Origin of the sequence: Chitinophaga alhagiae (genome assembly GCF_003568665.1) — a bacterium.
Taxonomy (GTDB): Bacteria; Bacteroidota; Bacteroidia; order Chitinophagales; family Chitinophagaceae; genus Chitinophaga; species Chitinophaga alhagiae.
In genome coordinates, this window is record NZ_QXMH01000004.1 from 241,347 (window position 1) to 268,206 (window position 26,860).

The 26,860-nt window shown below is 56.2% G+C and carries 19 protein-coding genes; 11 read left to right on the top strand and 8 right to left on the bottom strand.

Annotated features, from left to right (window positions below; all coding sequences use genetic code 11):
* The first annotated feature begins 47 nt into the window (after positions 1-47).
* On the top strand, positions 48-563 hold the full coding sequence (locus tag D3A97_RS20245; protein WP_119080370.1) for a DUF6169 family protein: 516 nt from the start codon (positions 48-50) through the stop codon (positions 561-563).
* A gap of 30 nt (positions 564-593) precedes the next feature.
* Here D3A97_RS20245 and D3A97_RS20250 read toward each other — a convergent pair whose 3' ends face one another.
* Positions 594-1,358 carry a DeoR/GlpR family DNA-binding transcription regulator gene (locus tag D3A97_RS20250; RefSeq protein WP_119080371.1) on the bottom strand — a complete coding sequence of 255 codons (765 nt, stop codon included), beginning with the start codon at positions 1,356-1,358 and terminating at the stop codon, positions 594-596.
* A 241-nt stretch (positions 1,359-1,599) separates the two neighbouring features.
* Between D3A97_RS20250 and D3A97_RS20255 the strand changes: the two genes are divergently transcribed.
* The 6 genes from D3A97_RS20255 (at position 1,600) to D3A97_RS20280 (ending at position 7,842) form a co-directional block, all read left to right on the top strand.
* On the top strand, positions 1,600-2,856 hold the full coding sequence (locus D3A97_RS20255; RefSeq protein ID WP_119080372.1) for an MFS transporter: 1,257 nt from the start codon (positions 1,600-1,602) through the stop codon (positions 2,854-2,856).
* The gene (locus D3A97_RS20260) at positions 2,853-3,860 is read left to right on the top strand and encodes an NAD(P)-dependent oxidoreductase (protein ID WP_119080373.1); all 1,008 of its coding nucleotides are present in this window, start codon (positions 2,853-2,855) and stop codon (positions 3,858-3,860) included. The genes D3A97_RS20255 and D3A97_RS20260 overlap by 4 nt, the downstream gene beginning before the upstream one ends.
* Positions 3,853-5,289, top strand: coding sequence for an FGGY-family carbohydrate kinase (locus D3A97_RS20265; RefSeq protein WP_119080374.1), 1,437 nt, complete (start codon positions 3,853-3,855; stop codon positions 5,287-5,289). The genes D3A97_RS20260 and D3A97_RS20265 overlap by 8 nt, the downstream gene beginning before the upstream one ends.
* Position 5,290: 1 nt before the next feature.
* Entirely contained in the window at positions 5,291-6,703 is a 1,413-nt protein-coding gene (locus D3A97_RS20270) for an FGGY-family carbohydrate kinase (protein WP_119080375.1), read from the top strand.
* A complete protein-coding gene (locus tag D3A97_RS20275; protein WP_119080376.1) occupies positions 6,696-7,292 on the top strand; it encodes a histidine phosphatase family protein in 597 nt (198 codons plus the stop codon). The genes D3A97_RS20270 and D3A97_RS20275 overlap by 8 nt, the downstream gene beginning before the upstream one ends.
* Before the next feature lie 187 nt (positions 7,293-7,479).
* Positions 7,480-7,842, top strand: coding sequence for a DUF1304 domain-containing protein (locus D3A97_RS20280; protein WP_119080377.1), 363 nt, complete (start codon positions 7,480-7,482; stop codon positions 7,840-7,842).
* Between the two features lie 22 nt (positions 7,843-7,864).
* Here the strand turns inward: D3A97_RS20280 and D3A97_RS20285 are convergent, their stop codons facing one another.
* The 5 genes from D3A97_RS20285 to D3A97_RS20305 all read right to left on the bottom strand — a co-directional run bounded on the left by D3A97_RS20285 (position 7,865) and on the right by D3A97_RS20305 (position 15,938).
* On the bottom strand, positions 7,865-9,154 hold the full coding sequence (locus tag D3A97_RS20285) for a DUF5690 family protein (RefSeq protein ID WP_119080378.1): 1,290 nt from the start codon (positions 9,152-9,154) through the stop codon (positions 7,865-7,867).
* 87 nt (positions 9,155-9,241) lie between these two features.
* Positions 9,242-11,578: a family 10 glycosylhydrolase gene (locus D3A97_RS20290; RefSeq protein WP_157986655.1), complete on the bottom strand. Its 2,337-nt coding sequence runs from the start codon at positions 11,576-11,578 to the stop codon at positions 9,242-9,244.
* 94 nt (positions 11,579-11,672) lie between these two features.
* Positions 11,673-12,224, bottom strand: a complete 552-nt coding sequence (gene rclC, locus D3A97_RS20295; RefSeq protein WP_119080380.1) for a reactive chlorine resistance membrane protein RclC — start codon at positions 12,222-12,224, stop codon at positions 11,673-11,675.
* Positions 12,225-12,302: 78 nt separating this feature from the next.
* The gene (locus D3A97_RS25315; protein ID WP_119080381.1) at positions 12,303-13,175 is read right to left on the bottom strand and encodes a helix-turn-helix domain-containing protein; all 873 of its coding nucleotides are present in this window, start codon (positions 13,173-13,175) and stop codon (positions 12,303-12,305) included.
* 54 nt (positions 13,176-13,229) lie between these two features.
* A complete protein-coding gene (locus D3A97_RS20305; RefSeq protein WP_119080703.1) occupies positions 13,230-15,938 on the bottom strand; it encodes a GH116 family glycosyl hydrolase in 2,709 nt (902 codons plus the stop codon).
* Positions 15,939-16,337: 399 nt separating this feature from the next.
* Between D3A97_RS20305 and D3A97_RS20310 the strand changes: the two genes are divergently transcribed.
* The 3 genes from D3A97_RS20310 to D3A97_RS20320 all read left to right on the top strand — a co-directional run bounded on the left by D3A97_RS20310 (position 16,338) and on the right by D3A97_RS20320 (position 22,738).
* On the top strand, positions 16,338-17,402 hold the full coding sequence (locus tag D3A97_RS20310; protein WP_232826032.1) for an Atu2307/SP_0267 family LLM class monooxygenase: 1,065 nt from the start codon (positions 16,338-16,340) through the stop codon (positions 17,400-17,402).
* 300 nt (positions 17,403-17,702) lie between these two features.
* Positions 17,703-21,785, top strand: coding sequence for an Ig-like domain-containing protein (locus D3A97_RS20315; RefSeq protein ID WP_119080383.1), 4,083 nt, complete (start codon positions 17,703-17,705; stop codon positions 21,783-21,785).
* 11 nt (positions 21,786-21,796) lie between these two features.
* Positions 21,797-22,738 carry a PorP/SprF family type IX secretion system membrane protein gene (locus D3A97_RS20320; protein ID WP_157986656.1) on the top strand — a complete coding sequence of 314 codons (942 nt, stop codon included), beginning with the start codon at positions 21,797-21,799 and terminating at the stop codon, positions 22,736-22,738.
* 12 nt (positions 22,739-22,750) lie between these two features.
* Here the strand turns inward: D3A97_RS20320 and D3A97_RS20325 are convergent, their stop codons facing one another.
* Positions 22,751-23,350 carry an AAA family ATPase gene (locus D3A97_RS20325; RefSeq protein WP_232826033.1) on the bottom strand — a complete coding sequence of 200 codons (600 nt, stop codon included), beginning with the start codon at positions 23,348-23,350 and terminating at the stop codon, positions 22,751-22,753.
* 118 nt (positions 23,351-23,468) lie between these two features.
* On the opposite strand from D3A97_RS20325, the gene D3A97_RS20330 reads away from it, so the two are divergent.
* Positions 23,469-23,987 carry a hypothetical protein gene (locus D3A97_RS20330; protein ID WP_119080384.1) on the top strand — a complete coding sequence of 173 codons (519 nt, stop codon included), beginning with the start codon at positions 23,469-23,471 and terminating at the stop codon, positions 23,985-23,987.
* A gap of 49 nt (positions 23,988-24,036) precedes the next feature.
* Here the strand turns inward: D3A97_RS20330 and D3A97_RS20335 are convergent, their stop codons facing one another.
* Positions 24,037-26,820 (bottom strand): T9SS type A sorting domain-containing protein, encoded by a 2,784-nt coding sequence (locus D3A97_RS20335; RefSeq protein WP_119080385.1) that lies wholly within the window; start codon positions 26,818-26,820, stop codon positions 24,037-24,039.
* Positions 26,821-26,860: the final 40 nt, after the last annotated feature.

Below are 26,860 nucleotides of genomic sequence, written 5' to 3' on the forward strand. Positions count from 1 at the left end.
TGCCGCTCTCTGTTCCGGCATTTTGCTTACTACTAAAAACCATTGTTTTGTTACCGCTTTACGATTTTTCTTCGATAGGGAACGAGTGCCTGTTCAGCACCAGTGCCGGAATAAACTATCGCTTATATTTCACTACATGTTACCTGGTTGACAGCGCAGGAAAAGAACTGATGATACCCGCATTCGGTTTCTCGGCGGAACTGGGGGCTACCTCACTGCAATGTCCTGCATCTGCATACGATGAAAAAGTTAAGAACACCATCATCTATGTGCTATCTGACTACTTTAACAGAAACGAAAATGCCTGCCTGTCTTATATCTGCGATACAAAGGGCGGCTACGCCCGGCACAGGAACATTGTTTTCAGAAGATGGCTCCGCGAAACCGGCTACGGGCACATTGAAAGAGTTGATTGTAGAAAGGAATACAACCGGGCCGGGTTATACGCCTCTATTTTGATACGTCGGGAAAACCCGTTGAAAAAATACTACGTTGATGCTTTCCACAGGAGTATTACCGTTGCATTCAGTGAGCTGATCGATCCGCAAAAGCGCCCTGCCTAAACACAGCCTTCATTGATACAAACCCAGCCCCTACTCCGCTATAATCACCTTCACCCCCCGCTCTCTAAGCATGCGCACGGTTTCCTGCGGCACCAGGCTATCTGTAATAATGTAATCTACCTGCTCCAGGCTGCAGATGCGGCCTATGCCGCGCCGGTCAAATTTGGAGCTGTCTGCCATCACCACCACGGTTTGGGAGAGGCCGATCATCTTCATGTTCAGGCTGGCTTCAGACAGATTGGTGATAGAGAGGCCGAACTCCGGGTCTATCCCGTCTACCCCTACAAACAATACCCCGCAGGAAATATCGTCCAGCAGCCGCTCCGCAAAAGAGCCTGCCGCGGCGGAAGAGCTTTGATGAATGAGGCCGCCTATCTGCAACACATCTATATGCGGACGGTTACACAGTTCCAGCGCTACCTTCAGCGCCGGGGTAATAACAGTAAGGTGTTTGACGGGGTGCAATGCCCGGGCCAGCTCAAATACGGTGGTGCCGGAGCCTATTATAATAGAATCGTTCTGCCCTATCAGCGTCAGGGCAGCTTTAGCGATCTTTTTCTTTTCTTCCGATTTGATGAACTCCTTTTCGTTAATAGGGCGTTCAACGGCGTAGGGATTCTGTGTGGAGCCGCCTCCCTTGGTGCGGTATAACAGCTTCTTTTCCTCCAGCAGCTTCAGGTCTTTCCGGATGGTAACGCCGGATACCTGTAATGATTCACTCAGTTCCTGTATATCTACCCGGCCGTCTTCCTGCAGTTTTTGCAGGATGTGCTGATGCCTGTCTGTAATGTTCATATCGAAAAATGGTCTTCTTTATGTTAAAATTCCTTTCATCAAATGTAACATTTTCTTTCAAATGTTGCGGCGGCAGACCGGCTCGCAGTAGGCCCGAACCACCTTACAATGCCTGTCAGTTAACAGTTTTGAATTGTTTCACAAACTTTATTTTAATTTAATTTTGTTTAATTAAGTTTAATTTCTACTTTGCAGTACATATTTTCCACGAACCCAATTTCACCACAACAACTGATACCACATGTCAACATTTTTTGAAAAGACAGGAATCCCCCGGCAGTTATTTTGGGGCTACATCGGCATCATGATCTTTATGATGGGCGATGGCATTGAACAGGGCTGGCTCAGCCCCTACCTGGTAGATCATGGTATGAGCGTACAGCAGTCCGCCACCCTGTTTACCGCCTACGGCATCACTATTGCCATTTCTGCCTGGTTTTCCGGCGTGCTGGCGGAAGGCTTTGGCGTGAAACGCACCATGACGGCAGGCCTGCTCCTCTACTGCCTTGGCACGGTGGGTTTTGTAGGTTTCGGCATGCCGGAGCTGAACTTCCCCGCCATGCTGCTTACCTATGCACTACGTGGTTTCGGCTACCCTTTATTTGCATACTCCTTTCTGGTATGGATCGCTTACAGCAGCCCGCAAAAACAACTGGGCCGCGCCGTGGGTTGGTTCTGGTTCGTATTCACCGGCGGCCTCAACGTGCTGGGCGCTTATTATTCCAGCTGGGCCATTACGCGTTTCGGGCATCTTAATACATTGTGGACGTCTCTCTTCTGGGCCTTACTGGGCGCGCTGTTTGCCCTCATACTGAACAAGACCGGCGCACAAAAGACCGCCGCGCCGGGCAACCGCGCCAAAGAACTGGTAAAAGGCCTCACCATTGTGAAAGAAGAGCCCAAAGTGCTGCTGGGCGGCATTGTGCGGGTCATCAATACAACGGCGCAATTTGCGTTCCCGGTGTTTTTGCCCATGTACATGGCGCGCCACGGTTTTGACACCACGCAATGGCTGCAGATCTGGGGCACCATCTTCACCGCCAACATCATTTTCAACCTCATATTCGGCTTTGTGGGAGACCGCCTGGGCTGGCGCAATACCATCATGTGGTTTGGCGGCGTAGGCTGCGCGGTAAGCACGCTCCTGTTCTACTACGCCCCGCAGATCTGGCAGGGCAGCTTCTGGATGGTAATGACCGCCGGCGTGCTCTGGGGCGCCTTCCTGGCAGGCTATGTGCCCCTAACGGCCCTGGTACCTTCACTGGTACAGAAAGACAAGGGTGCGGCCATGGCCATCCTCAACCTGGGCGCCGGCCTGCCGGTGTTTGTAGGTCCCGCAATTGTTGGCCTCTTTATAGGTATGGCGGGCGAAGAAGGCGTGATCTGGATACTGGCCGTTCTTTATGTGATAAGCGCCGTGCTGACCCGCTTCATCACCCTCCCTGACAATGCTAAAACACTACATCACCATACGATTAAAACAGAACAATACGCATGAGAATTTTGATCACAGCCCCTTACAATGAAAAAGGTTTACAGGAAATTGAGCAACAATTCGGGGAAGTTGTATACAGATCATGGAAACCCAATGGCCGCGCCTGGAACGAAGAAGAGCTGCTCGGCCTGCTCGCGGAAAGCAACGCGGAAGCCCTCATCACAGAGCATGACCATGTAACGGCGCGCGTAATTGCCGCCAACTCTCAACTGCAGTTCATCGGCGTATGCCGTGGTACGCCCTCCAACGTGGCCGTATCCAAGGCCACAGAAATGGGCATTCCCGTATTTTTTACCCCGGCCCGCAATGCGCAGGCCGTAGCGGAAATGTTCATCTCTAACGTGATCATGCTGCTGCGCAATACCATTCCCGGCATCAACTGGCTGAAAGGCCGGCAATGGCAGGAAGGGGCGCACGATTCTTACCTCCACTTCAAAGGCAACGAGCTGGCCGGCAAAACCATCGGCATGGTAGGCTTTGGCGCCATCGGGCAACTGATTGCGCGCATGGTGAAAGACTATCCCTGCCAGATCCAGTTCTTTGACCCTTATGTAACGGAACATCACCCGTCCTACCGTAAATTGAGCATTGAAGAGCTGTTTGCCACCAGCGATATTGTGTCTGTTCACCTGCCGGTAACGGCCGAGACCAAAGGTTTGATAGGCGGCAGCCTGTTGTCAAAGATGAAAAAAGACGCCATTTTTGTGAACACGGCCCGCGCCTCCGTTGTACAGCGGGAAGCGCTGCTGCACGTGCTGGAAAAAAATGCCATCCGCGGCGCCATCCTGGACGTGTTTGACAACGAACCGCCAGACGCGCTGGACTACCGCATTATTGACATGCCGCACGTAATAGCCACTCCGCACATTGCCGGCGCCACACATGAAGTGGAAGACCATCACGTGGAAATTCTCAACCATGCGCTGGCGCAATGGTATGCCGAGGGGAACAAATCAATTGCTGAACTTGCCAACAAGGAAATACGCTCAATACAGGTCAATGGTTAACGATCACGCTTACATTATTGTAGACATAGGCACCGGCAACGTGCGCGTGGCCGCCGCCACCCCGGCCGGCGAAGTGCTGGGCGTAGCGCGGGAAGACATTGTGTACGTCAAGGACCCGCTCTACCCGGACGCGCTTTATTTTGAACCGGAGCAGCTCTGGCAGCAGGTACTGCGCCTGGCCAGGCAGGTGATACCGGAGGGCCGTGTAAAGGCCATTACGGCCACCAGCCAGCGCGAAGGCATTGTGCTCCTCTCCGCAGAAGGCGAGTCGCTCATGGGCCTGCCGAATATAGACCACCGCGGCAGGGAATGGGAACACATCATGGCAGACAAAAGCGGGGTATACCAGCTTACAGGCCGCTACCCTACTTCCCTGTTCTCCGCCATGAAGCTGGTGGGCATCCGCGAGCGGCGCCCGGACATATGGGAAAAGACCGCTTCTTTCCTCAGCATCAGCAACTGGATAGAATACAAACTCAGCGGCATCAGCCGGTACGAGCACTCCCAAGCCTCTGAAACCTTGCTGTACGATGTGGCAAAAAAACAATGGAGCCCCGAGCTGTGTGCCGTGTTCGGCCTGAGCCCGGCGCTGCTGCCGCCCATTGCCGCCTCTGCCGCCATCCTGGGGCCCATCCGCGCGGACGTGGCCAAGGAACTGCAGCTGCGGGACAATGTACAGATAGTAGTAGGCGGCGGAGACACGCAGCTGGCCATCAAAAGCACCCGCCCCGCGGTAGACGATATGGTGATCGTATCAGGCACTACCACGCCGATTGTCAAACTAACAGGTACGTATACACTGGATGATGACGAACGTACATGGACGAGCCGCGACATTGAAGACGGCCGCTTTGTATTTGAGGCCAACGCCGGCGTTACCGGCCTGAACTACCAGCGCCTGAAAGAGATCTTTTACCCCAATGAGGGGTACGACGTGATAGAGCAGGAGCTAGCCGCCAACAAACATACTTTCTGCATGGCGTCTCTCGGCTCCCTGCTGGCAGATGAAGAAGTGGCGCTCACCCGCGGCGGTTTCATTTTTCCCGCGCCCGTATCCCACCTGCTCACCCGCGGTTCTTTTGTATGGGCTACCATACTGGACATTGCCTGCTCCATTGTCAAGAACTACCGCATACTGGCGGAAGTGGCCGGCCACCGGCCAGACTACATCTGGGGCTGCGGCGGCGGGCTGCAAAGCAAGGTGCTGCGGCAGATCATTGCCAACCTCACCGGCAAAAAAGTGCAGATGCGCCGTTCTTTCCAGCAATCTTCCGCCATTGGCGGCGCGCTCATCTGCAATGAAGCATTGCAGGTGAATGTGGAGATGGACGGCAGCACAGAAACCGTTTATCCACAGGAAGAAGCCTATTACGCGGGCTTGTACGCGGAGTGGAAAAAAACAAGGAACCATTTCAGGAATATGAATTAACATGGATTATTTTATAGGCATAGACGTAGGCACCCAGGGAGCGCGCGTGCTGCTGACAGATGAAAAGGGCCGCCCCGTGGCCGCGCACGAAGAACAGTTCCCCCTTCACCGGGAAGAGCAAGACCCGGAACACTGGTGGGCCGCCTGCCTCCGCTCCCTGGAGCAGTTGCCGGAAGGCTACCACATCAAAGCGGTGTCTGTTACTTCCACCTCCGGTACCATTATTCCCCTGGGCCACAACGGCCAGCCGCTGCACAACGCCATCATGTACAGCGACGGGCGGCAGGCTGCAGAAGGCCAACTATGCCGCCAGCTGGCCCGGGAGCATCACCCCGGCGGCTATACAGGTTTCAACACCTCCAGCGGACTGCCCAAAATGCTGTGGTTCGTTCAACAATACCCGCAAAAAGCAGCACAGCTCTACAAGTTCATTCACGCGGCAGACTATATCATCGGCAAGCTCTGCGGGCGTTTTGACCGCAGTGATTTTACCAATGTGTTAAAATCCGGTTACGATGTTGAAGCGCAACGCTGGCCGGAATATATTTGGGGAAAATTGCCGCTGCGCAGGGAGTGGCTGCAAGATGTAGTACCTTCCGGCACGCCCCTGGGCACTGTTACCGCCCGCATCAAGGGGCTGAACGATAAAGTGGTGGTAGTGGCCGGCATGACGGACGGCTGCGCCTCACAGGTAGCCTCCGGCGCCGTGAACCCGGGAGACTGGAACACCACCATTGGCACCACGCTGGTGGTAAAAGGTGTTACCGCCGCCGCCGTCAAAGACCCGGAAGACCGCCTCTACAGCCACCGCCACCCGGAAGGGTACTGGATGCCCGGCGGCGCCAGCAATACAGGCGCGGACTGGGTCACCAAACTTTTCGCCAACCGCCTGCAGGAACTGAACGAGGCCGCGGCAGGGCTCTACCCTACCCCGCACCTGGTGTACCCGCTCCTGCAGCAGGGAGAACGGTTCCCTTTCATAGCCCCGCAGGCGCAGGGTTTTGAAGCGCCCGGATTGACAGACGCGGAGCGCTTCACCGCCGGCATGGAAGGCGTGGCGTACATCGAGAAGCTGGCCTACGAAATGATCGAAAAACTGTCTGGCGAGCAGGTGAAGGCCGTGTATACCGCCGGCGGCGCCAGCAATAGCAACGTATGGCTCAACATCCGCAGCAACGTGCTCAACCTGCCCCTCTATAAAATGGAACAGGTGAGCGGCGCAGCTGGTGCGGCTATACTGGCCGCCTCCAAAACACGGTATGCCACCATTATGGAAGCCGCCGCCGCCATGGCCCATACAGAAAAGACCGTAAGGCCGGAACCCGGCGTGGCCGCCGCTTACACCGGCGGTTACCGGCGGTTCAAAGAGAAACTGATAGAAAAAGGATACATTCCGCAACATACTTATGCTTAAAGTTTTTTTACTCCGCCACGGCCAAACGGCATGGAACGCGGACAACAACAGGTACTGCGGCCGGTCAGACATTTCACTGACCACCAAAGGCATACAACAGGCCGAACTGGTAAAGGAGCAACTGAAACACATCACTTTTGACGGCGTGTACTCCTCCCCGTTAGAGCGGGCGTTCATGACGGCCAATATTGCCACCGGCGCGCATGTAAAAAAAGATAACCGGTTGATAGAAGCGGACTTCGGCAATTGGGAAAAGAAGACCAGGGAAGAATTTATTGCCGAAAACCCTTTGCTCTGGCAGAACTGGATGGAAGACCCCGCCCTGCACCGCGCTGGCGGCACCGGTGAAACGGGTATGGAAATAGTAAAGCGCGTAGACGCTTTTTTTAACGATGTGCGTAAACAGCACGCCGGCGGCAATATACTCGTAGCCGCCCACAACGGCGTAAACCGCCTGTACCTGGCCTACAAGCTCGGCATGCCGCTGCGCAATTACCGCATGCTGGTGCAGGACAACGCGTCTATCACCATGTTCACCCTGGCGGCAGACGGCGCCTTTACACTGGAACACCTGAACTCAAAATTCTGACAATGTATTAAAAGCTATTATTGGCGTGGCCATTTGCAATTTCCTGGTGGCAGCCCATGCACAGCAATTGTAAAAAAGCAAGATCCCTTACCTGTTACTGTATATCGCAAAGCGGAGGCCGTCAGTGGCCTCCGCTTTTTTATGGTATCCACGGTTTTAATCCCTATATTCGGGAAAAGCACCCCTTATGGCTACCATTACTATGATCGTTATTGCCTGCGTTGCCATCATCCATGTGTATATTCTCTGGCTTGAAATGTTTGCCTGGACAACGCGCGCTCCCAAAGTGTTCAAACAGATACCCCCCGAACTGTTTGCCCCCACCCGTACGCTGGCCGCCAACCAGGGCCTCTATAACGGCTTTCTGGCCGCGGGGCTGGTATGGAGCCTGTTCATCAGGCAACCGGAATGGGCAGAAAACGTGGCGGCCTTTTTCCTGGCCTGTGTAGCCATTGCCGGCCTTTACGGCGCCGCAAGCGCCAGCCGGAAGATATTCTTTGTACAGGCGCTGCCTGCTTTAATTGCGCTGTTCCTGCTGGTGATGTTCTAACGTTCTGCTACCAGCGCACCGGTTATGCCTGATGGCGCACCGGCTGCCCTTCTTCATGCTGTAACCTTTTCCGCCAGAAATACCACATGGCCGCCAGCGTACCCGCTATACCCGTTACACCCGCCACCATCACCAGCTGCGTGTAGAACTCCAGCCAATTGACCCGGCCGGCCATAACGCCCGCGCCCACCATAACGGCCACACTGCCCAGGTAACCGTACGCGTCCGCTATATAGATCAGGAAACCCGCGTTGCCGTTAAAACGGAAAGCGGCAATAAAACGGTCAAACAAAATACTGTTGAAAGGGATGTACACCATATACAGCCCCAGCCCCACCAGCAGCATCCAGTAATACATGGGCAGCGCCTGCTGCCTGAAAAACAGCGTAGCCAGCAGGGCCGTGCAGAAACCCGCCAGCATGATGCCATGCGCCAGCATAAAAGCCCTGAAGTTGTTGCGCAGCCAGATCATTACCGCTATCAGCACCAGTATCACCAGCGAAATGAGCGTTTCCGTTCTTGCAAATACGCCGGGCAGAAAAGTAACGCCAGATTCCCGCCACATATCCGCCATAAAGCTGTCCCGCACTTCGCGTAAAATGGTAACAAGAATATAGATCACAGTAAGCACCGTAATACCCGGCAGAAACCCGCGCAGCAGTGCCCGCCGGTCTGTTTTCGCCATCGGCTGCCGGTCCATGCGCTGCAGTTTGTCTTCCGCATCAGGCGGAGGTATCTTTTCCAGCAGCCACACAAAAAGGATAAGCGCGGGCGCAAAAATGCAGCCTACGGTGAAGGGCATCCAGTATTCGCTCACCTCCCAGGCGTTCATGACCCATTGCGCCGTGGTTTTGGCCAGGCCCGAAGCGAATATGAAACTCACGGCCAACGCCGCGCTGATGAGGTCTGTAGTACGCCTTCCTTCCACATAAGAGAACACAATGCCCCAGATGAGGCCCAGCGGGAAACCGTTCAGCGCCAGGCACCAGAAGTTGTAAGGCGGCGGCAGCAGGGCAAACAGCAGCCAGGCCATCCATGCAATACCTGTCAGCAGCCAGATCAGCCAGTGCCGGCGTACCCTGGACAATGCCGCAATGAACCGGATGCCGTAAAATTTGCTGGCCATATACCCGGCAATCTGCGTTACCACCAGCACCACCTTGTAGTCTGTACCGAACAGCCGATGCCCTTCAAAAGGCGCTACGTTAAAGGCCTTGCGGTAGGCAAAAATGGCGGTGTAGGCGCAAAAGCCGGTAATGGCCGCCAACAGGGCTATCCATAACTGGCGACTGGTAAAACGTGCTGCTGACATAAGTACTGAAGATACATGCTAAATCCCGTAATAAAAACAGGGCCGCCCGCTGATGCAGGCAGCCCCGTTGTATGTGTGAGTGAACGATCAATGGCCTATTTTGATGAGCCGCAGTATCTGGCGTTTGGTGCCTTGTATGATCTCTGCGTAGTACATGCCGCCCGGGTAGTTGCCGCCGATGGTCAGCGTGCTGTTGGGCGATATGCCGCTGCGGGTCTCTACCAGTTGCCCGTTGCTGTTGTAGATGTTCAGCTGGATGGGCAGTGCGTCCGTGCTCTTCATCAGCAGCACAAACTGGCTGAACGTTGGGTTGGGCAAGGCTATCACTGCCAGGCCGTCTCCATGTGTCCATGGTTTGTTACCCGGTACCAGTACGGTAGTGCTGGCCGTGCTCACGTTACCCGCGCTGTCTGTGCTGGTCACCGTGATCGTGTATACGCGGCCGTTACCCAGCGGCAGCCGCTGCGCCCTGAGCTTCACGGTATGGCCATCTACTACTTCCCAATCAGGCGCACCCCATACCGGCTCGTTGCTGGTAACGGTGATCACGCTGATAACCGGGCTGCAGTCGCTCACGGTGTAGTTCACCGTTACCGGCACCATCTTGTTGTTGGGAACGGTGATGAGAGACGGGCTGGTGCTCAGGCCAGCGATCTGCGGCGCCAGCGTATCTTTCAGGTGTACGGCAAAACTGCAAGTGTCTGCCTTGCCGCCTGCATTGACGGCCACCAGCCGCACTATGCTGTTATGCGCCACCAGGCTGCCCGGCGCGGGCAACTGGGTAACGGCAACGCCTGTAGTATCGCTCACTACGCCCAGGTGGCGGTAGTCTGGCAGCTCCGCCATGCAGAGGGCGTTGCCGTACAGCTCCTGCGCACCCGGACAAAGAATGTCCGGCGCCAGGTTGGCGGAGAGGTTGGTAAGGCCGCTTTCGTTATGATAACGGTCAAGCGCCGTTACAGCATAATAGTAGGTGGTATTGGCGGCCGCGGTCTTGTCTGTGTAGAACGTTTCGCTGCCGTTGGTGATGGCCAGTATGTTATCTGCCGTTGTAGTATCTATCTGCGGAACAGTGGAGCGGTAGATCACGAATTGCCGCGCCCGGTCCATTTCACCGGTACCGGCCGTATTGGTCCAGCTCAGCACCACGGAATCCGCGCTTTGCTGTGCATCCAGAGCAATGGGCGCTGTGGGCGCCGCATTGTCCCGCCAGGGCATGGCGGGCAGCAGGGCGGGTTTGCTATAGAACACCAGCCGCAGCGAGTCCCGGAAACGGTTCTTGTTATTGCGCAGGCTGGTGGTGTTATAAATGGACTGGCCGTAGATGTTGGGGTACAGGCTGTCACGGTTCATCCTCACCTGCCGGGGTATCTGGGTGGAATCCGTTTTCCAGTTGGCGTTGGCGTCGTCCAGCACCTTGTAGCCTGCCATGCCGATGTAGATATGGCGGCCGGCGGCCTGGTTGTTCCACCAGGGAATGAGGGCGGCGTAATTGGCGCCGGGCTGCCCTATCCACCAGTATACCTGCGGCATGATGTAATCCACCCAGCCTTCCTGCAGCCAGCGGCGGGTATCGGCAAACAGCGTTACATAGTGCTGCAGGCCGCTGGTGGGCGAGCCGATGTTGGGGTCTGTACTGTTCCGGTAAATGCCGGAGGGAGACACCCCGAATTTCACCCAGGGCTTTTGTGCCCGGATGCTATCATACACCCGCTTGATGAGGAGGTTCACGTTATCTCTCCGCCAGTCTTCCTTTACGGTGAAGCCGCGGGGATAAGCGGCAAAGGTGGCATTGTCGTTATACGGGGTAACGCCGGCCGGTGCGGCAGGCGGGTAAAAGTAATCGTCAAAGTGGATGCCGTCCAGATCATAACGGGTCACAATATCATTGATCACGCTCATGATATGGTCACGCACTTCGGGCAGCCCGGGGTCCAGCACCTGCAGGGTACCCTGGGTGAGCAGCCATTCCGGGTGCTGCTTGGCTACGTGATTGGCGGCAAAATTGGGCAGGTTGTTCGTATTGCCCACGGCCCGGTAGGGATTGAGCCAGGCGTGGAACTCCATGCCGCGTTTGTGGCATTCTTCAATGGCAAAGGCCATGGGGTCCCAGGGGGTGGAAGGCGGCACGCCCTGCACGCCGGTCAGGTCATTGCTCCAGGGCTCTATTTCACTGGGGTACAATGCATCGCACTGGCTGCGCATCTGTACATATAACACGTTGATGCCCGTGGCTTTGTGATGGTCTGCCAGGGTAATAAAGGCGGCCCGTTGCTGGGCCGGCGTCTGGTTTTTATTGGGCCAGTCTATACCAAAGTAAGAGGCTACCCAGGCGCCGCGTAGCTCCCTTTTAGGGGCTTTCTGGGCGGAAACAAGCAGTGGTAAAAGGCCGCAAAGCAGCAGGAGGCGTAGAGTTTTAGGCATTTTCCGGGGATTTTGGTTGATAACGATAAACGGTTTTATACCATATAAGATCAACTGGAAATGCCTAACCGTTATTCTGTCCGGAAAAAATCTGTTACCGGGCCAGGTACCTTTTCGCAGAATCTGCCGCTACCACCATTGCCCCGGCCAGCATGATCAGGTCTTTGATCACTAGCCTGCCCGCAGCAGACAAATAAGGGAAGCCATGATGGGCGTCTCCCAGCGCCGGTACCCATGTTTCCGGCGTAGTGACCAGGAAAGACAGTGTGCCGATGCCCATAATGAATGTCAGCACGCCCCCGGCCACGCCAAAGAGCGGATGTACCCTGTTCAGCAGCAGCAAAAGGCCCATGGTCACCAGCAGGGCGCCCAGGCCGTAGGCATAACCGTAGGTATTGTTAGCCTTGTGCCAGATCTTGTTTTCCGGTACCAGCTCCCCTTCCTTATTACGGTGCTCGCTGTATTGCTCCGGGTGATGATAGAAGAAACGCATGAACGGGCTGTTGGCCACAAAAGGGGTAATACCTTCCGCCTCATAGGGCACCACTTTCAGGGCGCCTATCCAGATCAGGATAACGGAAATAGCAATACGCAGAAAACGAATGCCGGCGCGGTCCAACCGGCTGATGGCTTGCAGAATTTTCATGATACAAAGCTATGGCGGAACATGACTGGGGAAAATGGAGAATGTTCGCCAATACCCGGACAAATGGGCCACCTGCGCCTAGTCCCGCCCCGCCAATATGATCACGCCTACGTTTTCCCTGAACTCCCTTGGAGAAACGCCTGTATACTTCTTAAACAGGCGGCTGAAATAAAAAGGATCGGCAAAGCCCGTATTGGCAGCTATTTCCTTTACGCTCAGGTCGGAAAAATGAAGCGCACGTTTAGCCTCCTGTACAATACGCTCGGCAATCAACGCGGAAGGGGTTTTAAAAAGATATTTGCCCGTGAGGCGGGATAACGTTTTGACGGAAATATGCAGGGCCGCCGCGTAGTCTGCCGGTTTGTGCCATTCGGAAAAGCGGTTTTCTATCAACTGGTGCAACTGTTGCACCTGCGGGCCTGCGGCTGCCGGCAGCCTGTCTCCCTCTTCTTGCATCTGGCGGAGCTTCAGGCGGGTGGCAATGATCAGCAATATTTTAAGGTGAGCAATGACCATATCGTGCCGGGCAATATTTTCTTCCCGCTGCATGTCATCGCGCAGCAGGCGCAGATAATTTTGTACGGCCGCATCGTTCTCCTCGTCCAGCAGTACAAACGGCGGGGCATATACGTTATTGAAGAGTACACCGTTGCAGGCTACTTCATGCCGGTGCTGCTCTATGCAATAAAAATCGCCGTGAAAATAAAGCAACTCCCCCTGAAACGCGCCCGGAGACCGCAGCGCATATTGCTGGTATGGCGTAAAGAAAAACAGGGCAGGCCCCTGTACGGTATATACAGACAGGTCTGTTCTGCACTCAAAAGTGCCGGGCGGCACCTTTATGAGAGCATACATCGGCTTGCGTTCCCAGGTGCTTTGCTGGTCAATGGCAAGCAACGCTGCGAGCGGCTCACTGCTGTGTTCCCGGCTGATCACGTTAGATGGCTGCATGCAGGCAAAGATAACATTTAGCAGGCAACGGGTGGAGATATAACGCCCGCCGTTTCAGGTAAGATTGACCGCAACGGCCTCCCTGGCCCTCACTAACACTCCTCCTTTCAGGCTGACTAGTACCCGTGCTCCTTCCTGTTTAAACAAAGCGTTCACCTTTTTCCCGTTCACCATCACTTCCGCATTTTTAAATACACGGCCGCCAATTGCCTCAAATGAAAGAGACGAAAGCCGCAGCGTCCCATACGCCAGGCTGACCTGATGCTGCTGGCCGCCTGCAGTTTGCTGCTGGCTGTAGGTGCCCCAGCCTTCCGCGGCGGTAAATGCGGCCCTGAAGTTTTCCGGGTGGATGCGGGGCGCAAAGCCGAGTTTTCCTTTGGGGCCATGATACGTATAGCCGCAGGCGTTAATATAGGTGCCATAGGAGGCCATGGCCCGGGCGTAGTGGTCACTGCATTCTATTTCGTTGAAGGGGTTGCGTTTGGCCGCATGGTAACGGTCGTGAATAACACGCGTTAACGCAAGGCTTTCGTCTACCATGCCTTCCGCCATCATGTGCGCGGCTACCTGGTGCTCAAAGCCGCTCATGCATTCATGGAAATAGCCGAGTTGCCAGGTCACATCTTCCCCGTAGGGCTTGGCCTCATTTTTCGGGTTGGTGTTCATGACCATGCCGCCTTCTCCCGCCAGCGCGTAAGGGCGGCCACCGGTATGGGTCTTGATGTAGGGGCCTACGTCCATCGTGAAATTGTATTTCCAGAGGGCTTTCAGCGCAGCCTTTGTTTTTTCTTCGTTCAGCATGCGCGGCAGCCCTACCTGGAAAGCCCAGCTCTGGCCGTACACCTGGTCTATGTGACAAGTATTGTAGGAACCGAGTTTTTTCCTGCCTGCTATGGCATCCGGCCGGTGAATAAAATATTCTCCGTTGAACAATTGCGCTTCCATGTTTGCGCGGCCTTTCTCCACATACGCGTTGCAAATTTTCGCAAAGGCCTTGTCTCCCATTTCCGCGGCCATTTCACCCGCGGCGCCGGCGGCGGCAATGCAGAGACCTACGATCCAGGCTATTTCCCCTTCCCACACGGCGTCCAGCGTATTTTCCATGGGCGTGTCCGTCATGCCGTCACCGTTCTTGTCCTGCGCCAGCATGAACTGCACGGCTTTTTTGATCCGGGGCCAGTTGGTATGGAGGAAGCTGTTGTTGGCGCTCATCTGGTGCTCCCGGTAGAAACGCAGCACCGTGCCCGCCTGGCCGTCTATAGCGGGCCTGCTTTCATTTTCCGCCCTGAAAATAATGGCCCCGCTGTCTTCCCTGAAACCGGCGCCCAGGTCTACCCGCTGGCGCTGGTCACGTTCCAGCGCGGGAAAGATACGCGCCATGCTTTGCGCGTATTGCCATACATGCGTACAGGTGCCCGCGCAGGCGCCTACGCCTTCCCATGCCCAGAAACGGCCGCTGCTGAAGCGGTAGGTATTGGCGGTGGCCAGCGTGCCGATGTTCACAAAAGTGCGCTCCAGGAACCAGTGCGGCAGTGTGGAGTTGTTCCAGGTTTGCCGCCACAGTTCCGTAGTGTTCACCAGGTGTTGCAGGTTCTCCGCTACATGCCGGTCTACCTCCTGTGCATTTTTAAACCGGCTCCCGTACCAGTAACCGCCTTCCGCATCCTTCACCAGCTTTTTCAGCTTGGGATGCGGGTGGTTGAAATGCCAGGCCACCGTATAGTCTGCCCTGAAAGTCTCTTCCCCGGTCACATGCCCCTGGCAGATAATGCCGCCCACCTGTTTTTCCCCGCCGTCTGTTTCCGCCATGCCGGGAGTAGCGGCGGCATCAAAGCAGGCTGCCGTAACCGGCCATGGGGCCAAGGCGTTCAGGGGCTTTGCGCCAGCGTGGTGGCAGCACAGGGACATGCTGCCCGCGTCCTGCGCGGTGGCCAGCGCGGCATCAGCCGCGGCAAAGTCAAAGAACAGGGAGGCGGCACCGCTGCCGGCGCTCACGCTGCACCGCTTTTTGCCGTTGCCGTTTTTGGCCGTCAGTTTATTGGCGCCGTTTTCCAGCCAGCCCAGCAACGACACATCCAGCGCTTCGCCGGTGAGGTTGGTAACGGCCACCCGGAGAATGGTTACAGGCAGGCCTGAATTTTCCTCGTCCAGCGGAATAAAGGGCGCATAAGCGTTCAGCTGCACCTTCACCGGGAAGTTTTTGGCAGTGTACGTAATGGTGGCGGCAGGATATGCAGGTTCGAAACGGATCTCGTCCCACTGGTCTTCATTCAGCTCTTTGATATATTTTGTTCCGTTTTTTATCACCTGTACGGCAAACCCCTGCTCCAGCACCCGTTTATTGCCCGCAATGGCAGGTTCTACATAGGCGGCGCCGTCTCTTGGCCGTATTTTGCGTTGCTGGGTACCATCGTTCCAGAGCACCAGTTTGGGATCTATGCCTTCGTGAGTAGGTTCCATGCTTTCGTTATACACCTGCCAGAGCCACAGCCGCCCGTCACCGCCAAGGTAAACGGTGCCCGCGTGCAGGCCGCCGGCCGGCATGCCGATGTAACGCAGCTCGTTGCGGCTCTTGAGATAGGCGGCAGGCTCCCCTCTTTCTCGGAGCGAGCGCAGCCAGGCGGGGTCTATCATTTTATCCGCGGGGATGTTGTGTTCAGGGTAACGCGGCGGCCGGGCAAACGCGCCCCACACGGGCAGTTCCGCTGCCAGCAGGCCAAATCCTAACAGGCCCGAGTGTTTGAGAAAATTTCTTCGCTGCATACAGTTCGTTTTGGTTGGGTAGCACACTGCTCCGCTATCACCGGTAAACATATAAACGCATTGCATATTACATGCATTGACCGGAGAACGCTGGCAGTTTTTTAGCGTTTCGTGGGTGTTTTTTCACCAGCTCTGCCCGGCAATCGGTTGTTTCATATTCCAGGTCAATCAATATACACAAACTTGCCTGTTAACCGGACCTTCTTCATGGTAATGCCTGTATTTCTTGCCGCTGCGGCTGGATGCCCCAAAACCGCTGGCTGAATGTCATACCATGGTGCTTGCCGTTGGTTGGCAGATGGGAATGCCACATGCTGACTATGGCATCTGGCGGGTAGGCAACGCGGGCAGCGGCAAAATACTACACAGGGGCCAGCCCCATTTGGCAATACGCGCGATATGGCTTTATTTGCATGCATTAAAGCCATCAGTATGGAAATAGGCATCAGTACATTTGGAGAAGTACATCCCGAGCGGGTAGCCGGCGGGGCCAGGGAATCTTACGCGCGCATGCAGGAGTTGCTGGAAGAGGCCAAACTGGCCGATACCACGGGCCTTGATGTATTTGCGCTCGGCGAGCATCACCGGCCTGATTTTATCATTTCCTCCCCGGAGGTAGTGCTGGGCGCCATTGCGGCCGTTACCCGGCGCATCCGTCTCTCCAGCTCCGTTACCGTGCTTTCGTCCGCAGACCCGGTGAGGGTGTTCCAGCAATTTGCGGAGCTTGACCTGGTTTCGGGCGGGCGGGCGGAGATACTGGCGGGCAGGGGTTCCTTTACGGAATCGTTCCCCCTTTTCGGTTACAGCCTCAATGATTACAATGAGCTGTTCGTGGAAAAGCTGGACCTGCTGCTACAGATCAATCAAAACGAAATAGTGAACTGGCAGGGCCGTTTCCGCCCGGCCATCCGCAACCTGGGCGTGTACCCGCGCCCGTTACAACCCGCTTTGCCCGTTTGGCTGGCAGTAGGCGGCACTCCCGCCTCGGCTGTAAGAGCAGGCAAGCTGAACCTTCCCATGACGCTCGCCATCCTGGGCGGCAAGCCTTCGCAGTATGTGCCCTTCATCCAGCTATACCGCAAGTCCGCGCAGGAAGCCGGGCACAACCCCGCCAAGCTGCAACTGGGCATCAACTCCCAATTCCACCTGGCCGAAGATGCAGACCAGGCGGCGGACGACTTCTACCCTTCTTATGAAAAACTGATGAACCGCGTAGGCAAGGAAAGAGGCTGGTCCCCCATGACGCGGGAACAGTTCGAGTTCATGCGCCTGCCGGATGGGCCGCTGTTTGTAGGCAATGTAAAAGAGATCACAGACAAGATCATTTACCAGCATGGCCTGTTCGGGCATACCCGCTTCCTGGCGCAACTGGTGAAGGGCAGCATTGCGCAGGAAAAGGTGATGAGGTCCATACAGTTGCTGGGCACCAAAGTAGCCCCGGCCGTGAAGGAAGCATTGCAATAAAAAACAGGTAACCCGCTTTATGCAAGCCGTATTCAAAGCCGGTTTGTTTACCTTCTTTGCAAGAAAAAGCGCGCCGGTATTTTTTTTATGCTTGCATAAAAGATGCAGAATACATAATTTCACCGCTCATTGCTCACCTTTTTAAAGCCATTTCTTATGACGGACGTTTACTAACCACACCGGCATTGCTATTGCCGCTCCTGTCTATTTTATCCCGGAAACCATGTAAAACATTGCCTGCTGCGGCGCTCTTCCTCTGAAAGCCCACCCCCAGGCCGAACTACACCTTACATTATTGCTATGGACCTGACACTCATCCCCAGGTATCTTGTGCTGTCCGCATGCCTTATCCTGCTTGCCGGACGTGTAAATGCACAAGGCGCACAACCGCCAAAGATACTTAACGTTGACGGCGCAACGCAGAACTATCTCCCCGCTGAAAATGTGGCCGCGCTTGATCCCGAGTCGGATGCAACGGTAGGTACGGGAACCATCACTTACTGGCAGAAGAGCCATATTGTTGTGCGCTTTATTGACGGCTACGTTAGCACAGAAGATCAGCTGCTGATCTGGAACAACGGCCAGGTAGACATGGTAGGCAGACAGGTTTTTTACCAGCACAACCGCATCGGCGCCTGCACCGGCGGCTTCAACGGCCTGCCCCTGTATATCCGGTTTACCACCAATGTAACGCAGGAAGTGGTGCAGCAGGTGATCAGGGCATTGGGATACGTCAATGTAAAACCTGATGGCCCCACTGCACAAACGCGGCGTATCGGCATTATTTTGCACGACGGGTTTGGCAATGCGAGCCAGGAAGCCGTGTCTACCATTAACGTTACCGCCGGCAACCGGCCGCCTACCGCCAATGACCTTTACTACAATACGGCCGCCGGCACCGCGTTTACGGTACCCGCCGCCAACGGCCTGCTGGCCCATAACCACGACCCGGAAGGCAAGGCCATCAACGCCGGTATTACACAGCAGCCGGTGAACGGTATCCTTACGTCTGCCCCGGGAGGCGCATTCACCTACACTCCCAATGCCGGTTTCACCGGGCTGGACAGCCTTCAGTACCAGGTTACCGATGCAGACGGTATTCAAAGCGGAATGGGCACGGCCATCTTTGCCGTGGGGATAGGCAACAACCTACCGCCTCCCTCACGGTATATTGCATTCGGCATACCTGCCAACCAGGTACTGTTCGTACCACGCGCCGGCAGCATTCTAAAAGAACTCAATGACCCCAATTCAGGCAACGTACGTATATTCGGCCATGCTGAGCTGATGACCCCGCCGCAACACGGCACACTGCAACTTTCGGCATACGGCAATTTCATCTATACACCCAACCCGGGCTACGCGGGTACAGATAACTTTGTGTACAGGCACTGTGATGCACAAGGCGCCTGCAGCTCGAATGCACAGGTAGCGATCGAAATACTGAATAACCAGCCGCCTTTTGCTGTTAACGACTATACCCAGCGGGATACCTATATCATGACCGGCAATGTTTTGACCAACGACCGTGATCCCGACGGCAACGCGCTGACGGCCTCCCTGGTAACCGCGCCGGTGAACGGTACCGTGGTGCTGAACGCAGACGGCTCTTTTACCTACACCGCCAACGACGATAAAAATAGTGCGCTGGATTCTCTCATTTACCAGGTTTGCGATAACGGCACACCCTCCCTTTGCGATACGGCTGTACTGATGCTGGAGACGAAGTTCAACAATCAGCCGCCGGTGATCACCGCCCCGGCACAGCACGGCGTGGAGGAAGACCGCGATACCACGCTTGTCAATTTCTCCTTCTCGGACCCGGATGCGGGTAGTGATGAAGTAAAGGTAGACCTGTCCATCCCTACCGGCCGCGGCAAGCTGACGGTAACGCCTATCCCGGGAGTATTTGCCGTTGATTCCCTTGTTAAATGGGTGCTGGCCGGCAGCATTGCAGACATTAACCAGCTGATCGCAGGCGGCGGCGTAGTATATACCCCGCCTGCCAATGAAAGCGGCATCACCGTTCCCATGACCATTTACATCAATGACAAGGGGCACAACGGCCCCTCCGGCGAAGCGGCGGATACCGTGATCATGGAGCTTGTTATTTCCGCCGTAAACGATGCGCCGGTGCTTACCGTACCGGGAGGCCAGGCAGTGCCGCTCAATACCACGCTCCACTTTAATGCCGCCAACCAGAATGAGATCAGCATGGCCGATGTGGATGCGGGCGGCGGGCAGTTGCAGGCAGCCCTTTCTGTTACCGGCGGCACGCTGAGCCTCGGCGTCAAGACTGGCCTTACTTTCTCAACCGGTACCGGCACCGGTGACGCAGCGTTTACCTTTACCGGTACGCTCACGGCCATCAATAACGCGCTGGCCAGCCTGTCATTTACCCCGGCCGCCGGCTTCATTGGCGAGGTTACGCTCACTGCAACGGTGAATGACCAGGGCAATACCGGCACAGGCGGCGCCCTTACGGACAGCAAACAGGTACGCATACTGGTTGGCCCGCAGGAACCGCTGGTAACAGGGGTTACTGCTTCCACCGCCAACGGCCTGTACAAAACAGGTAGCAACATCATCATACTGGTGCATTTCAATAAAGCGGTAACGGTAACGGGTACACCACAATTGACGCTGCAAACGGGCAGCGTACAACGTACCGCCGCCTATACTTCCGGCAGCAGCTCAACCACCCTTACGTTCACCTACACCGTGCAGGAAGGCGATGCAAGCCCTGACCTGGACTACACGGCAGCAACCGCCCTCCAGCTCAACAGCGGCACCATCCGCAATACAGCCAATACCATGGATGCCTTGCTGACACTGCCTGCGCCAGGTGCGGCCGGCTCTCTGGGCGCGGCGGCGAATATTGCGGTAGATGGTATTGCACCACGTATCAGTACGCTGGAAGTACCCGCCAACGGCAACTATAAAGCGGGAGATATACTCACGTTCAAAGTAACGGCAGACGATAATGTAATACTGGAAGCCGCCGGCGCAGCGCCTTCATGGCCCGTTACCATTGGCGCCGCTGCAGTAAGCCCCACGTTCTCCGGTATGCAGGGCCGTGTACTGACCTTCACCTACACCATTCCGGCCGGCGCTTTTGACGCAGATGGCATTGAGCCCGCGGCCACACTGCAATTCCCCGCAGGCAAAATACATGACCAGGCCGGTAACCACCTGTTGCCCGCCATACCCGGCGCAGGCCTGCTGGCCAACGTACGGATAGACGCGGTGCCCCCCGTAGTGACCGCCGCACAGGCCTTTACGCTGGCTGAAAATGCGGCCGGCGGCACGCAGGCAGGCACCATTGCCGCTACAGACGCTGCTGCCCTGCTGCCCTTGCAACAATGGCAGATAGTACGGCAAAGCGTAACCGGCGTATTTGCGCTGGATGCCGCTACCGGCGCGCTCACCCTGCAAAACGCCGCAGCGCTTGACTACGCGCAGCAACCGGTACACGAAATAACCGTTACCGTGAGCGATGGCATCAACACCAGCACAGAAGCCGTGGTACGTGTTACCCTGCTCCCTGTGAACAAAGCGCCCACGCTCAACCCTATCTCCAACGTGTCTATCTGCCCCGGCGGCCCCGCACAAACCCTGCAGCTTTCCGGCATCACGCCCGGCCCTGAAAGCGGGCAGACCGTTGCATTGAGCATAGCCGCCGCGGCAGACAATTTCAATGAACTGACCATCACGGATAACGGCAGCGGCAACGCCGCCGTGCAATACCGCCTCAAACCCGGTGTAAACGGCGCCACCAGCGTGACGGTTACGGTGAAAGACAACGGCGGCACGCAAAACGGCGGTACAGACACCTTTGAACGAACATTTGCGGTACAGGCAGAGGCGCCGCCCGTTATAAACGTGAGCGCCAGCCCGGGTACGGGCATTTCCAAAGGCACTGTTGCCCGGTTGACCGCCACCGGCGCGGACAACTACACCTGGCAACCGGCAGACGGCATTGTGGGCGGGCAAAATACCGCCACGGTTTCCGTACGCCCCTTCGTTAATACCACTTACCACGTAACCGGCACTGCCGCCAACGGTTGCACCGGCGAAGGCAGTATAGCCGTTACCGTTATTGAAGACTACAAGCTGGAAGCCACCAACATCCTCACCCCGAACGGCGACGGTAAAAATGACCGCTGGGTAGTACGCAACATAGACGCCTACCCCAACAACGAGGTGAAGATATTTGACCGCTCCGGCCGCATGGTATACACAAAGCGGGGCTATGCCAACGAATGGGACGGCACGGCCAACGGTACCCCCTTGCAGGAGGGCGCCTACTATTTCATTCTCGAGTTAGGCCCCGGCCTACCGCAGTTCAAAGGTTCCATCACCATTATCAGAGGTCTCCGTTAAAAACAGCAACCATGAAAAACAAACTTTCCATCTTCATAAAAACAGCCGGCCTGCTGGCAGCCGCATTATTTGCACAACGCGGTACAGCGCAGAGCTTCGGCAGTTCTGTTGCTACGTTTGAAGCGCCCGCCGCGCAATATTTTTTCAACCAGTACATGGCAAACCCCGCCATGGCCGGCATCGATTCCGGCCTGCACATACAGGCATCTTACCGCAGGCCGTGGGACGATCTTCCGGGCGCACCGGTTACGCAGGTGTTCACCGCAGACGGCTATTGGGGCAAACGGGTAGGCGCCGGCGTACATGTGCTGAATGACGAAGCAGGGCTGCTGCAAAGAACAAAGATAGCGCTGACCTATGCCTACCACCTGCCGTTGAACACCAGCAATACCCGCCACCTGCACTTTGGCCTTTCCATGGCCCTGCAGGTACAGCGCCTCAATACCAAAGACGTGATCGGAGACCCGGATGACCCGGCTTTTGGCGCTTTCAACCGCCGCGATAATTTTTTTGAAAGCGACTTCGGCATGGCCTATACCGATGAGCACTTTACCATACAGGCCGCCATGCCCAACCTGTTCGGCCATTTCCGGGACGAGTACAAGAACCTTGCCGGCACCACCTCTTATTTCGGGGCCGCATCTTACCGCATCCTGCTCAACGGCGCGCTCAACGCCATTGAACCGAAAGTAAGTTACCGCGGCATCAAGGAGGCAGATGACATCCTCGATGCCGGCGCCCAGTTCAGCTTTCTGCAAAGCAGGCTGAACGTCTTCGGTATGTACCACACCTCCGGCAATTTTACCGTAGGCGCAGGGTATCAATACAACCGCGTAGTGGCGCTGCAGGGCGCCTACATCTCACAGGCATCGGGATTGAGAAGGATCATCGGCAACAGTTTTGAGCTGAGCCTGCAACTGAATTTTCTGCGGGGAGCGGTGAGGAACCAGTAAGGAGCATTGACGTTACATGCCCGACGGCAGGCAGGCCAGCAGGTGCTTCACGCGGTCTTCCACGCTGCTTTGGGGTAGTATTTCCAGCCGGTAGCCGAGCCGCGCGTACGTGTGCTGCATCATGTTGCAGGTGCGCACCGCTTCTTCAAAGGTCTGCTTCCGCTCCCGGTCATGCCGGTAAATTTCTTCCCACGGCGGCGTGATGAACACCAGCGGGTTATAGCGCAGCGCCGCTGCGGCCTCCGCCACAGCAGGCGGTACGGGCAAGCCGCACAACGCAAGGTAGCCTTCCACATCCGGGATGCCCCGGTCAAAAAATACCGGCTGCTGCGTGGCCTGCAACGTTTCATAATCTGCTACAGCCTGCCAGAACATCAAGCCCGCAAAAGCGTTTTGATCTGCCCAGGGCAATGCGTTGCCGCCCGTGGCTACCTGCTGCTGAATAATGGCGCGGCCGGATTCCGGAACGCAGGTATAGCCTTGCTGTTGCAAAGCGTTCAATAACGATGTTTTTCCCATTCCCGGCCCTCCGGTAATGATGAAATAATTTGTTGTAAGCATGATGATGTTGTTGTGAGAGTGCCCGGTAACGGGCGCGGGTAAGAGATGCAAAGATAGGGTTTTCCCCGGAATGGCCACTCCATCAATTTATGATCAGCGGTTTGAATATCTCTCCCTGAAGGTTTAACTTTCCCTTTTTGCAATTCATTACACACTTAGTTACCACGTTATGAAAATGAACATCTTTATGGCCGCAGCGCTGCTGGCGGCGGCCGTGGCGCAGGCGCAAGCTCCGCCGCACCAGAGCGAATGGGTGCATGCAAACGAAAAAGGCAGGCTTGTTTACAAAACACTGCCCACGGGAGACAGGATACTTGATTTTTCTTTTGCCGGTTATGGTGGCGGCGGGGCCACACTTCCCTCCCCTGCCGTCCAGATCACGCTGGGCCCTGCGGCGGGAGACAATACGGCCGTTATCCAAAAAGCCATTGACGAAATTTCCGCCATGCCGCTAGTCAACGGCTTCCGCGGCGCACTGCTGTTCAAACCCGGTACGTACCAGTGTAACGGCACACTGGCCGTCAAAGCCAGCGGCGTGGTGATACGCGGCAGCGGTTCCGGCGCAAACGGTACAGTGCTGCACCTTACCGGCAAAGCGCATGGCACGCCGGTAAAACCGGCCAGCCTCTACCTGGCGCAACTGGAAGAAAGACTGGGAAAGCGGGCGTTGAAGAATATCGGGTATTAGGATATAAAAACACCCGGAACCGGCTCCCCCGGCTCCGGGTGTTTCTTCATTAAAACTTCAAGATCCCCCTCACCGTTTTATCTGTTCCGTCCGTTACGTGCAGGAAATACAAGTCGTTCCGGAGCGATGACAGGTTCAGTGTGATCGCTGTGCCGGATTGCCCCTGCGGGATCACCGCGTAGGCCACCTGGTTGCCGGCGCGGTCAAATACCCTGAAGGTGTAGGCAAGCTGCTTCTTGCTTTCGAGGCGCACGGTTAGCTGGCCGCGCGTGGGGTTGGGATATACTTTAATGTCAATCGGATCTTTAATGAGGCCGAGGCCCAGCACCAGTATGCTTTGATCTGCTGTGGCCGTGTCATAGTTCTCATTACCGGTTTGCGTGGCCCTTACCGTTACCAGGCCTTCTTCAGTGAGCTTGATGCTGTTGCCGGTAATGATACCGCCGCCTGAAACGAGTGAATAGCTGACAGGCAGGCCGGTAGAGGCGGCAGCATTAAGTGTTACGGTCTCGTATTTCAGGCGGGGCGCAATAACGGGGAAGGTGATGGTTTGCGGCGCCTTGCGAACGGTGATGGCCGTTTCAGCCGATGCGGGGAAATACTGTTCGTTGCCTGCCTGCGTGGCGCGCACTGTGATAGTGCCGCCGCCCGTGAATACAAGTGCGGAATCTGCAAACATGCCGGGGCCGCTTATGACTTCCATTTGTACGGGCAGGCCGGCGGTGCTGCCTGCAAGCAGCTCAAAAGGCTCGTCTCCGTAGGTGATCTCCGGCACCTCATTAAAAGAAATGGTTTGCAGCCGCCGCTCCCAAAGCTCCCATTCAGAGAACTGCGTGCCGGTGTGGCCGTTGTTGGCGGTGATCTGCAGGCGGTAATACTGGTAAGCGGTGGTGTTGGTGTCTAGCGCAAAGCTGCGGGTGAGGCGGCGGCTGGCAAAAGACTGGTTCAACTGGCTGTCCAGCACGGCCCAGGTAACGCCGTCCGCGGAACCTAGCAGCTTCCAGTCTTTCGGGTCGCGCTCCGGCACATCGTTGCCTGAGGTGATGGTATAACGGCTGAGGATGGCCGGGCGGGGCGATATGTATTCCACCCAAAGCGCCCTGCGGCCGCTGATGTAGTACTTGGTGGTGATGAGGTTGTCTATCAGGCTGGGATAATTTTCAGCGGGTTTGCTGGTGTTGGCATATTGTGCGGAAATGATGCCGCCATTGTCTGTAATGTCGAAAGACTGGAGCGTATCTTCTCCGAAGAAGGGCACCTTTGGTTCCGCGGCAATGCGCAGGGCCTGCGCGCGGAGGCTGTCCCACAGGGTACCGACGCGCTGCGCAGCGGTGGTAATGTTGTCAACAGCGCCGGCGCCCAGCCTTTCCTGCAGTTGCGCCAGGTAGAGGCTGCGCGGTAATACATGAGCGCCCCAGCTTTCCCAGTAGCCGTTGCCGTTGCGCGTTCTGCCAATGTTGCCGATGCCCCAGTTGCGGCCGCCGATGGGGCTTTCCACCTTTATATCGCTCTGGTAGGAATATACGTTCCAGAACATGGTCTGTACGCCTGCCCAGCCGTGGCCGGTACCGGAGGCGCCGCGGTTCTGCACGCGGATCTGGCCGCCGTATACATTATCATACAACTGGCCGGTAGACCAACGGTGATGGGGGCCGATGTCTGCTTTTGTGTTTTCTGACGCGCAGTCCAGGAACACGTTGGGGCCAGGCACCTTGGAGCCGCTCACCAGGTCGTGGCGGCCGCCGTAGGTATTGCAGCGCTGTACCAGGTTACAGGTAGAGTTGCCCTCTACATTGAAGGAATACTTTTTGCCGCCGGTGGTAACAGACTTGGGATCTATCATGGAACAGTCCTGCACGGTAACAAAGCGGGTCTGCCCGGACAGGCTCACGGCGCCGTAGCCGAAATACTTGGCGATCACGTTTGTCATCCAGCAGTTTTCCGCGCGACTGAAATGCACGGCTATCCAGCCATGGCTTTCGTCTTCATCATTCAGGAAATAAGATTCGATGCGGAGGTTTTCCACGCCTGCTTCCCGGATGCGGCCGGTAATGTTGGACCTGAACACCTCTCCCCCGCCAAAGCCCGTTTCGATAGGGTCTACAATGGGAATGTTGATGGTGATGGCGTTGCCGTTCACGGCCACTACTTCCCGCTCGTAGGTGGTTTTATAGCCGCTGGCCGTCCACCCGTACTGGCGCATGTTGAGCGTATCTATCCAGGCATCGTTGGGTGTTTTCTGCACCACAATTTGCTGGCCCGGTTGAAAGCTGTGGCCGGCGGCCACTTCAAAAGTTTTAGCGCCGGTGCCTACATAAGGCGATGTGATGCGCACCTTGCTGCCCGCTACTTCGCCATAGCCGCTGCCACTGCCCTGGATGGCAATGAAGTTGTGATTAGTTTTCTGCGCGGCAATGAGCACAGTGCCGTTGCGGCCGTTGCCTTCGCCCCGCAGCACTACACCGCCCGTTCTGATACGCAGCACACCGTCTACCACGTACACGCCCGCTTTCAGCAGCACCGCGCCGCGGTGGCCGCTGGCGTCTGCCGGCAGGGCGCTAACGCGGTCTATAGCCGCCTGGATGTGAGACAGGTTGTTGCCTTCAACGGGCGAAATGCTGTCTGCCACCGGCAGCTCCGGCAGCCTTACGCCGCCGCCATGGTAACCGGCGTTCGAAAAATCAGGCACCTGGTTGTCTGCATTGACCTGGCCCTGGTTAGCGTATTTCGCGTACACGAGTTGCCCGTTTTGCAGGGATACCAGCTGGGCATGGGCGCGGGAAAGAAAAAGGCACAGCAGTGCCAAAAGACAGGGAGTAAATCTGGCTTTCATAAGTGGAATTTTAGTTATCCTAATTAAGCCAGAATTTCCC